The sequence below is a fragment of the Nonomuraea corallina genome, assembly GCF_027620315.1.
GTDB lineage: Bacteria > Actinomycetota > Actinomycetes > Streptosporangiales > Streptosporangiaceae > Nonomuraea > Nonomuraea corallina.
In genome coordinates, this window is record NZ_JAPNNL010000242.1 from 1 (window position 1) to 9,019 (window position 9,019).

10 protein-coding genes are annotated in these 9,019 nt (G+C 73.1%); 5 read left to right on the forward strand and 5 right to left on the reverse strand.

The annotated features are described in order from the left end of the window. The first annotated feature begins 54 nt into the window (after positions 1–54). The 5 genes from OUY22_RS34195 (at position 55) to OUY22_RS34215 (ending at position 3,939) form a co-directional block, all read left to right on the forward strand. Complete coding sequence (locus tag OUY22_RS34195; RefSeq protein ID WP_270159433.1) at positions 55–966, forward strand: carbohydrate ABC transporter permease; 912 nt, start codon at positions 55–57, stop codon at positions 964–966. Further along, positions 966–1,859 (forward strand): carbohydrate ABC transporter permease, encoded by an 894-nt coding sequence (locus OUY22_RS34200; RefSeq protein WP_270159434.1) that lies wholly within the window; start codon positions 966–968, stop codon positions 1,857–1,859. The genes OUY22_RS34195 and OUY22_RS34200 overlap by 1 nt, the downstream gene beginning before the upstream one ends. Next, a complete protein-coding gene (locus tag OUY22_RS34205) occupies positions 1,856–2,533 on the forward strand; it encodes a hypothetical protein (protein ID WP_270159436.1) in 678 nt (225 codons plus the stop codon). Before OUY22_RS34200 ends, OUY22_RS34205 begins: the two co-directional genes overlap by 4 nt. Positions 2,534–2,631: 98 nt before the next feature. Next, on the forward strand, positions 2,632–3,465 hold the full coding sequence (locus OUY22_RS34210) for a glycerophosphodiester phosphodiesterase (RefSeq protein WP_270159437.1): 834 nt from the start codon (positions 2,632–2,634) through the stop codon (positions 3,463–3,465). A gap of 18 nt (positions 3,466–3,483) precedes the next feature. Beyond that, on the forward strand, positions 3,484–3,939 hold the full coding sequence (locus OUY22_RS34215; protein WP_270159438.1) for a hypothetical protein: 456 nt from the start codon (positions 3,484–3,486) through the stop codon (positions 3,937–3,939). Between the two features lie 161 nt (positions 3,940–4,100). Here the strand turns inward: OUY22_RS34215 and OUY22_RS34220 are convergent, their stop codons facing one another. The 5 genes from OUY22_RS34220 to OUY22_RS34240 form a co-directional block, all read right to left on the reverse strand. After that, positions 4,101–4,772 (reverse strand): adenylate kinase family protein, encoded by a 672-nt coding sequence (locus OUY22_RS34220; RefSeq protein ID WP_270159439.1) that lies wholly within the window; start codon positions 4,770–4,772, stop codon positions 4,101–4,103. Positions 4,773–4,790: 18 nt separating this feature from the next. Continuing rightward, positions 4,791–5,867, reverse strand: coding sequence for a peptidogalycan biosysnthesis protein (locus tag OUY22_RS34225; protein ID WP_270159440.1), 1,077 nt, complete (start codon positions 5,865–5,867; stop codon positions 4,791–4,793). Positions 5,868–6,071: 204 nt separating this feature from the next. Then, complete coding sequence (locus tag OUY22_RS34230; protein ID WP_270159441.1) at positions 6,072–6,794, reverse strand: cupin domain-containing protein; 723 nt, start codon at positions 6,792–6,794, stop codon at positions 6,072–6,074. Next, a complete protein-coding gene (locus OUY22_RS34235) occupies positions 6,791–7,792 on the reverse strand; it encodes a DUF6807 domain-containing protein (protein ID WP_270159442.1) in 1,002 nt (333 codons plus the stop codon). Before OUY22_RS34235 ends, OUY22_RS34230 begins: the two co-directional genes overlap by 4 nt. Continuing rightward, on the reverse strand, positions 7,789–8,889 hold the full coding sequence (locus OUY22_RS34240) for a Gfo/Idh/MocA family protein (protein ID WP_270159443.1): 1,101 nt from the start codon (positions 8,887–8,889) through the stop codon (positions 7,789–7,791). The genes OUY22_RS34235 and OUY22_RS34240 overlap by 4 nt, the downstream gene beginning before the upstream one ends. Positions 8,890–9,019: the final 130 nt, after the last annotated feature.

The window sequence follows — 9,019 nt, forward strand, 5'->3', positions numbered from 1 at the left end:
CCCCCCGCCGCTCCCCTGTTCGCGAAGGAGTCACAAGGGACTATGGCCCACGTCATGACGCAGCCGGCGCAGGGCACGCCACAGACGCCCCGCCGGCGCCCGCCCTGGCGCGACATTCTCATCGGGTGGAGCTTCATCCTCCCCAACTTCCTGGGCTTCGCCCTGTTCACGCTCGTGCCGGTGCTCGCCGCGTTCGCGCTGGCCTTCATGGACTGGGACTCCTACGGCAGCCCTTCCTGGGTGGGGCTGGAGAACTTCCAGCGGCTGTGGAACGACGAGAACTTCCACGTCGCGCTCCGCAACACCCTCTACTACGCGGGCGGCCACATCCCGCTGACGCTCGTCGCCGCGCTCGGGCTGGCGCTGGCGCTGGACCGGAAGCTGCGCGGCGTCGAACTCTTCCGTACCGCCGCGTTCTTCCCGTACGTCACCTCGCTGGTCGCGGTGGCCCTGGTGTGGAACATGCTGTTCAATCCCACCGCCGGGCCGGTCAACCTGTTCCTGGAGTGGATCGGCGTCCAGGACCCGCCGCGCTGGGTCGCCAGCACCGACTGGGCGATGCCCGCGGTCATCCTCACCAGCGTCTGGCGCGACATGGGCTACTACATGGTGCTCTACCTGGCCGGACTGCAGACGATCCCCCGCGAGTACTACGAGGCGGCCAGGGTCGACGGGGCCGGCGCCTGGCAGCGGTTCTGGAACATCACGCTCCCGTCGCTCCGGCCCACCACGTTCTTCGTCCTGGTCATGCTGACCATCCAGAGCTTCAAGGTGCTCGACCTGATCGTCGTCATGACCGACGGCGGGCCGGGGCGCAGCACGCTGGTGCTGGCCCAGCTCGTCTACCGCGAGGGCATCAGGGAGGGCCAGTTCGGCTACTCGTCGGCGATCGCGCTGGTGCTGTTCCTCATCGTGTTCACGGTGACCGTCGTCCAGTTCCGCATCAACGAACGGAGGAGCTCCTGATGACCACCGTGCGCACCGCTCCCCCGGCCGCCACCACGCCCGGCGCGGGCCCCGCCGGCCGGCCGCCGCGCGGGCGGGGGCCGGTCCGCAGGACGCTGGCGTACGTGTCGCTGCTCGCGGTGACGCTGCTGGTGCTGCTGCCGCTCGGGTGGATGATCTCCTCGTCGCTGAAGCGGGACAACGAGGTCTTCACGACCCCGATCGAGTGGATCCCCCGGGAGTTCCGCTGGTCGAACTACGTGGAGATCTGGGAGCAGATCCCGCTGGCGACCTATCTGGGCAACTCGGCCTTCCTCGCGATCGTCATCACGTTCCTCCAGGTACTCACCGGCAGCTTCGCCGCCTACGGCTTCGCCAAGGTGCGCTTCCCCGGCCGCGACGGGCTGTTCCTGGCCTACATCGCCACGATCGCGGTGCCCTGGCAGGCGTACATGGTGCCGCAGTACATCCTGATGCAGCGGGCCGAGCTGATCGACACCCACCTGTCGATCATCCTGCTGCAGGCGTTCGGCGCCTTCGGCGTGTTCCTCATGCGGCAGTACTACCTGTCGATCCCGGACGACCTGTGCGAGGCCGCGCGGATCGACGGGCTCAGCGAGTACGGCATCTACCGGCGGATCATCCTGCCGCTGTCGAAGCCGGCGCTGGCGAGCCTGGCGCTGCTCACGTTCGTCAACACCTGGAACGACTACATGGGGCCGTTCATCTACCTGACGAGCAACGACCTGTGGACCGTGCAGCTCGGCCTGCGCTCGTTCGTCGGCCAGTACCAGGCCGACTACGCCATGATCATGACGGGGGCGGTGCTGTCGGTGCTGCCGGTGGTGGTCGTCTTCCTGTTCGGGCAGCGCTACTTCATCCAGGGCATCGCGACGAGCGGGCTGAAGGGGTGAGCGCGGTGCGCGGCCTGCTGCGCCCCGCACGGCAGGAGACGTACGAGAAGGTCTTCGGCGCCGTCTACGTCGGGCTGATGACGAACGTGCTGCTGGCGCTCTCGTGCGCGCCGCTGCTCGCGGCGCTGGCGGTGGTGCGCGACCCTGCGGCGTCGTGGCCGTTCTTCGCGGCGCTGTCCACGGTGTGCGCCCCGGCGCTGGCGGGCGCGTTCCGCTGCTTCGCCCTGCTGGGCGAGGGCTCGACGGCGGTGTTCTCCGCCTTCTGGTCGGGCTACCGGCGGGCCGGGACCCGGGCGGCGGCGGCGTGGCTGGCGGGCGCGGCGGCGGTGAGCGTGCTCGCGGTGGACGCCGCCGTGGTCACGGGCACGCCCTGGGGTCCGGCGCTGGTGCCGTTCTTCGCCACCGGGGCGGCGCTGGCCGTCGCCGTGACGGTCGCGGTGCTGGTCGTGGTGGCGGAGTCGCCGCGCCGGGTGCGCGACCTCGTGCGGCCCTGCCTGTATCTGGTCACCCGCCGCTGGTACCTGACCGCGCCGACGCTCGCGGTGCTCGCGCTGGCGGTCGCGGCGGTGCTGCTCAAGCCCGTGCCCGGGCTGCTGCTGGCGCTCGCGCCGCTGCTGTACGCGGTCTGGGCCACGACCAGGTACGTGGTGCTGCCGCTCGTGACGCGGACCTGACAGACCGAGGTCATCGCAGGGTCACGCCTGGGTCAGCAGTCGGCCGTCATGGTCCGTCACATTCGGTTCCCCGGCCGCTCACCGCTACGAGGGAACCCATGTTCCGAAGCGCACGCACCATCCTCATGACCCTCGTCACGGCCCTGGCGGTCACCGTCCCCGCGGTCCCCGCCACCGCGGTCCCCGCCACCGCCGGGCCACCTCCGGGCATCGTCAACGTCGCCCATCGCGGGGCCTCCGCCCACGCCCCGGAGAACACGATCGAGGCGCTGCTCCTGGCCGCCCGGCAGGGGGCCGACATGGTCGAGTTCGACGTGCGGGAGACCAGGGACCACGCGCTGATCCTCATGCACGACACCACGCTCGCCCGTACCACCGACGTGGAGTCCGTCCACCCCGGCCGGGCGCCGTGGCGGGTGGCCGACTTCACCCTGGACGAGATCCGGGAGCTGGACGCCGGCTCGTGGTTCGGGTCCGCGTTCCGGGGCACGCGGGTGCCGACGCTCCGGGAGGCGCTGCGGGCCATGAGCCGTACCCGGCTCGGGCTGCTGGTGGAGATCAAGACGCCCCGCCTCCACCCCGGCATCGAGCGGCGCGCCGCGGTGGAGCTGCGCCGCTCGTGGGACGGCCCGCTGGTGGTGCAGTCCTTCGACTGGGACGCCATGCGCGCCTTCCACCGGCTGATGCCGGACGTGCCGGTCGGGCTGCTCGGCACCCCCTCGCCCGGCGAGCTGCGCGGGCTCGCCGCGTTCGCCGGACAGATCAACCCGCCGTACCGGGACCTCACCCGCGACTACGTACGGGCGGTCCAGGCACTCGGCATGCAGGTGTTCACCTGGACGACCGACGACCCGGGCGTGATGCGGCGGCTCGGCTCGTACCGGGTGGACGGCATCCTCACCAACTGGCCGCACGTGCTCGCGCGGCTCTGACGGGGTAACGACGGGGACATGGGAGATCAACACGTCGGCAGGGACCTCGACGAGGCGCACCGGCGGCCGCCGGGCGTCGGCGACGAGGTCGTGGAGGCCCTCGGCCTGTTCAGCGAGGCCCTGGAGAGGATCCACCGGGCGCGCGGCCACCTCTACGCCTTCCACCAGCTCACCGGCGGCGCCGACGCGGCCCTCGACCGGGTGGCGGAGCTGCTGCGCGGCGCGGGGCACGAGGAGCTGGCCGGGCGGATCGAACGGGAGCTGATCGGGCTGAACGTGCTGGAGGGCCGGTGGACGTTCCAGGTCGTCGAGGAGTACGACGCGGGCTACTACGCGACGTTCCAGCGGCTGGAAGCGGAGGCCCGTGACCAGCTGGTGGGCGGGCGCACCCACGTGTACGAGGCCGAGATGAAGGCCCGCCGCCGCAGCCCCGGCGTTCGCGGGCACGAGCGCGGGCCGGGCGCGGCAGGGTGAGGCGTGCCGCCCTCCTGGCACCCCACCAGGGCCAGGAGGGACGAACACGGGCGGCCCGTCGAGCCGGTCGCGGGCCGCACCACCATGGTGCTCCCCGGGCGGCGGCCGGCGCAGAGACCAAGGTCCCGCGCCCGGGGGACTTTCGGCCCCCGGGCGGCCCGTCAGGCGTTCAGGCGGGCCGGTGATCCGGCGCGGTAGGCGGGCAGGCCGAGCCGTTCGCGGATCGCCTGCTGGACCGTCGCCTGGTCGTCGCGCGCGTCGACCACCAACACGTACTCCTTGCGGCGGAACAGGTCGATCACCGGGTCGGTCTTGCCGTGGTAGTCGCGCAGCCGCCTGGCCAGCGCCTCCGGCGTGTCGTCGGCGCGGGTGACCAGCTCGCCGCCGCACACGTCGCACCGGCCCTCGATCTCGGGGCGGTGCGCGATGAGGTTGTAGTCCATGCCGCACAGCGAGCACAGGCGGCGGGCCAGCACCCGGCGGCGCACCTCCTCGTCCGGCAGGTCGAGCAGGATGACGCCGTCGATGTCGTAGCTCTCCAGGAAGAACTCGGCCTGCGGCCGGTTGCGCGGGAACCCGTCGATGACGAAGCCGAAGTTCCAGTCGTGCTGCTGGAGCCGCTCGCGCACGACGTCCTCCACCAGGTCGTCGCCGACCAGCTCGCCGGCCGCGACGAGGCGGCGGACCTGCGCGCCGAGCTTGGTGTGGTTCTTGACGTGCCAGCGGAAGACGGCGCCGACGCTGATGTGGACCAGGTCGAGGTCGTCGCAGAGCAGCGCGGCCTGGGTGCCCTTCCCGCTGCCCTGCACCCCCATGATCACATATTTGCGCATGTCCGCCTTCCTGCCCCGTCACGCCGTCGCGAGCCACCGCTCGTCGTCCTCACCCAGTCTCCAGGATCGGGTGAGGAAAGGCGTGGTGGAGATCGAGGCGAAGGTGCGGGCGTTGGCGGCGCGCACGTCGGCGTCCAGCCCGTCGAGCGGTCCGCCCGCCGTCAGGTCCAGCAGCCACAGCGGCCTCAGCTCGAAGCCGCGCAGCGCCTTGGCCTCGGTGGAGGCGATCCCGGCGTGGAACCAGCGTGCCCCGGCCTCGACGGCCCGCTCGAAGAGCAGGTAGACGACGACGTTGAAGTACTCGGCGGCGCCGCGCAGCCGGGCGTAGTCGAACCCGGCGGAACGCAGGCGGAGCGTGCCGTCGTGGATGTAGTAGAGCACGTGCCCGACCGGCGGCTCCCCCGGCGGCCCGCACAGGATGACCCGCGCCGACTCCCCCAGGTGCTTGGCCTGGAGGGTGAGCATCCGCAGGTAGACGGAGGGGTCGGCGTGGTGGCCGTGCTTGGCCTCGGTGACGGCCAGCAGCCGCGCCGCGTGCTCGGCCCACTCCCCGAGCGGCGCCTCGACGACGTCGTAACCCGCCGCGGCGAACGCGGCGCGCTCCTTCCTGATGTTCTCCGCCCGGCGGCCGCTGAGCGTGCTCAGGTACTCCTCCCAGCCGCCCGCGGGCACGCGCAGCCAGGCGTCCGCCGTGAGCAGCACCGGCGGCGCCGTCACCCCTCCGGCGCGCAGGTCCATGACGTCCCGCGTGCTCAGGTACGGGGCGAGCGTCGGCAGCCCCGCCTCCTCCACCGCCGCCCGCAACCGGGCCGCCGCCTGCGCCCGGTCCGCGCCCGGCGTGACGAGCAGGTCCGCCTGGTAGCCGAAGCGCGGCCCGGCCAGCAGCCCGAACGGGGGCGGCGCGGGCAGGCCGCGGGCCCGCAGCAACGCCGGGCAGTCGTAGAACGGATGGGTGGTGCCACCGGTCACGGACACCGGAAGCGCGGCCAGGCCGCCGCCGGGCAGGTCGGCGGTGATCGACCCGGTGGGCATGTCGGCCATGTCGGCGCAGAAAGCGAGCCAGCGGCGGGAGGAGTAGAACTTTCCGGCGGCCATGGAATCCCACGCGAATGCCGGCACACCGCTCAGAGGATCGGTGAAGGGGAGCACGTCTAGGACGCTGACACGCGGGAGGAACCTGGTCAAGAGCACATATCGCGGGACACCTGAGGGACGCGACGGAAGCCCGGCGAGCGCGCGAAACCTCAACGTGACGCAGCAGCCCGAGAGGTGACGCGGACCTCAGGGGACGCGGAAGCCTCAGGGGTGCGCGGGCGGCGGGATGACGGGGCGGGTGACGTCGTGGGCGCGCAGGTGACCGCACATGCCCCAGCGCTCCTGCGCGGGGGCCTCCAGGAGCGCGGCGCGCCGCAGGTGGCCGCCGTCGCCGCGGGCGAGCGCGGCGAGCGTCTCGTCGGTGCCGCGGGTCTCGGCGGCGACCGTGCTCTCCCAGATGCGCCGCCAGCCGTCGACCTTGGGCCTGACCAGGGCGACGGCGCTGTCGTAGAAGCGCAGCAGCGGCCCGGGGTCGCCGGCCCGGACGCTCGCGGCGAGCCGGAGGTAGCCCTCGACGGCGAGGTCGCGCCGCCGCGCCACGGCGGCCTCCTCCTCGCCCTCGGGCAGGGTCGCCGCCTCCTGGTAGGCGGCCGGGTCGGACACCACCTCCGGCGGGAACGTCATCACGGCGTCGCCCGCCTCGGGCAGCCCGGCGTTCTGCATGACGACGACCACCTCCAGGCCGCCCCGGTTCACGGCCCGGTGGATGGTTCCCGGCGTGAACCACACGGTGGTGCCGGGGGTCAGCTCGGTCTCGCGCGGGCCGTTCAGGTCGAGCGTGTGCAGCGCGCCGTGCCCGCCGGTGACGACGTACGCCTCGGTGGAGGCGGTGTGCAGGTGCGGGGTTCCGCCTTCGAGGCCGTCGGCGCACGCGCCGGTGTAGACCGACAGCCGCGAGACGGAGGTGCCGCCGGGGAACGCGGTCATGCCGTGCCCTCCCCGGCCGCTCCGAGCCCGCCACCCGGCACGCCACCCGGCAGGTCGCCCGGCAGGTCGCCCGGCAGGTCGCGGGGTGTGGTCGCCAGGGTGGCGCGGCCGCGCTCGGCCAGCAGCGCGCTGCCGTCCTCGCCGCGGTCCCCGTCGGCGATCACGACCGCGTACCGGAACCGGAGCGTCCCGCCGTCCTCGACCCGCAGCTCCTCGCTGAAGAAGGGCGCGGGGCACAGGCAGGCGAACATCTCGCTGCGGGCGAACCACTGCGGCGGGTGCCGGGGGTTGGCCGCGTCGTCCACCATGACGATGGTGGACCAGCCGCCGGTCCCGTCGTGCCGGCCGCGGAAGCCGAGCCACTCGGACCGCGTCCCGCGCAGTTCGTCGCCGCCCGCCCCGGCGGGCGACTGGACGATCCCGCCGGTGAACGAGCGCGGGCCGCGCCAGAACAGCCCGCCGTAGCCGGCGTTCTCGCGCCCTTTGGTGGTCGGGGAGCCGAAGTCGAGCGGGCCGCCGGACACGTTCGTCATGGCGGTGGCGAACACCAGCGCCCAGGCCGTCTCGTCCAGCAGGGCGGCCGTGAGCGAGCGCCGTTCCTCGATGACGGGGCGTCCCGCCTGGGAGCTCCAGTCGAGCCGGTGCGCGAGCCTGACGCTCCCGCCGTCCGCGACGAGCTCGGTCATCTCGCGGTGCGCCGCGCTGCCGTTGTTCTCCAGCTGCACGTAGCCGCGCTCGCGCTCGTACGTGGGACCGCCCCAGAAGTTGTGTTCGCCGACGTGCGGCAGCGACCAGGCGATGCCCTTGTGCCAGACGTGGTCGTGCGGCCGGTAGAGCGAGACCAGGTCGCCGCCCAGGGTGCGCACCGGGTGCAGGTAGGGCTTGGGCGACTCCATGACGGGCGTGCCGGGGACGTAGACGTAGCGGAACAGCTCGACGCCCCCGGCCATGACGGCGACGGAGTGGCCGAGCGTGTGGACGGCTTGGAGGGTGGTCACCTGCCGGTTCCTTTCCAGGGCGCGCCGGTGCCGTCCATGCGGCGGGCGAAGGGGCTGCCGGCGGTGATCCGGCCCCGCGTGACCCGCTCGCCGGTGAAGGCGGAGGCGTACAGGGCGGCCACGAACTCCATCGTGAGCCGGGCGTCCGCCGTGGTGACGGGCGGGGCCTCGCCCCGGTCGAGCGCGTCGAGCACCGCGGCGAGCTGGCCGGGGTGACCGCTGGACCCGGTGGTGCGGGGTTCGGCGGACCACCGCTTGAGCACGTCCTCGCAGCCGGGCGCCGGGGTGACGGTCCAGTCGGCGTCGGTGTAGCCGTACAGGTGTTCCAGCTCGACGGTGGCGCGTTCGAAGTCGAAGCGGAGCACGGACGTCTCGCGCGGCGACAGCACCGAGTTGACCACGGAGGCGACGGCGCCGCTGTCGAACGTGACCATGGCCATCGACACGTCCTCGGTCTCGGTGCCGCGCGCCTGGCGGGCGGCCAGGCCGGTGACCTCGCGCCACCGGCCGAGCACCGAGAACAGCAGGTCGAACTGGTGGATGCCGTGGCCCATGGTGGGGCCGCCGCCCTCCGAGGCCCAGGTGCCGCGCCAGGGGACCGCGAAGTAGGCGTCGTCGCGGTACCACTGGGTGAGGCAGGTCGCCACCAGCGGGCGGCCCAGGTCGCCCGCGGCCAGCATGCGGCGCAGCCGGTCGGCGCCGGGGCCGAACCGGTGCTGGAAGACGGTGGCCAGATGGGCGGCCGAGCGGCTCTCGGCCTCGGCGAGGGTGTCGAGCTCGGCCAGGGAGAGCGTCGGCGGCTTCTCGACGAGCACCGTGACGCCCGCTTCGAGGCATTCGAGGGCGAGCGGGGCGTGCGTCAGGGGCGGGGTGCACAGGTGGACGAGGTCGACCGGTTCCTCGCGCAGCAGCTCGGTCAGGGAGGCGAAGACGCGGGGCGCCTGCCAGGCGGCGGCGAAGGCGGTGGCGCGGTCGAGGTCGACGTCCACGGCGGCGACGAGGCGGGCCCGGCCGCCGGACGCGGCGACGGCCTGTGCGTGGACGGCGGCGATCCCACCGGTGCCGACGATCGCGGACCGGTAGCTGGGTCGAGACATGTGACCTTCACGGGGGTGGGGGGCACACACCGGGAAAACGCATTCCGCAGTCTGCCTCCCCGCCCCGGCACCGTCAAGGCCGGACGCGCCGCGGTGAAGGAAGGGCCGCGCCTCCGGGATGTCCGGAGGC

Excerpts from the sequence above, each read along its gene's own strand:
- OUY22_RS34240 (WP_270159443.1), bottom strand. The coding sequence starts at position 8,889 with ATGTCTCGACCCAGCTACCGGTCCGCGATCGTCGGCACCGGTGGGATC.
- OUY22_RS34220 (WP_270159439.1), bottom strand. The coding sequence starts at position 4,772 with ATGCGCAAATATGTGATCATGGGGGTGCAGGGCAGCGGGAAGGGCACC.
- OUY22_RS34200 (WP_270159434.1), top strand. The coding sequence starts at position 966 with ATGACCACCGTGCGCACCGCTCCCCCGGCCGCCACCACGCCCGGCGCG.
- OUY22_RS34215 (WP_270159438.1), top strand. The coding sequence starts at position 3,484 with ATGGGAGATCAACACGTCGGCAGGGACCTCGACGAGGCGCACCGGCGG.
- OUY22_RS34225 (WP_270159440.1), bottom strand. The coding sequence starts at position 5,867 with ATGGCCGCCGGAAAGTTCTACTCCTCCCGCCGCTGGCTCGCTTTCTGC.
- OUY22_RS34195 (WP_270159433.1), top strand. The coding sequence starts at position 55 with ATGACGCAGCCGGCGCAGGGCACGCCACAGACGCCCCGCCGGCGCCCG.
- OUY22_RS34230 (WP_270159441.1), bottom strand. The coding sequence starts at position 6,794 with ATGACCGCGTTCCCCGGCGGCACCTCCGTCTCGCGGCTGTCGGTCTAC.
- OUY22_RS34210 (WP_270159437.1), top strand. The coding sequence starts at position 2,632 with ATGTTCCGAAGCGCACGCACCATCCTCATGACCCTCGTCACGGCCCTG.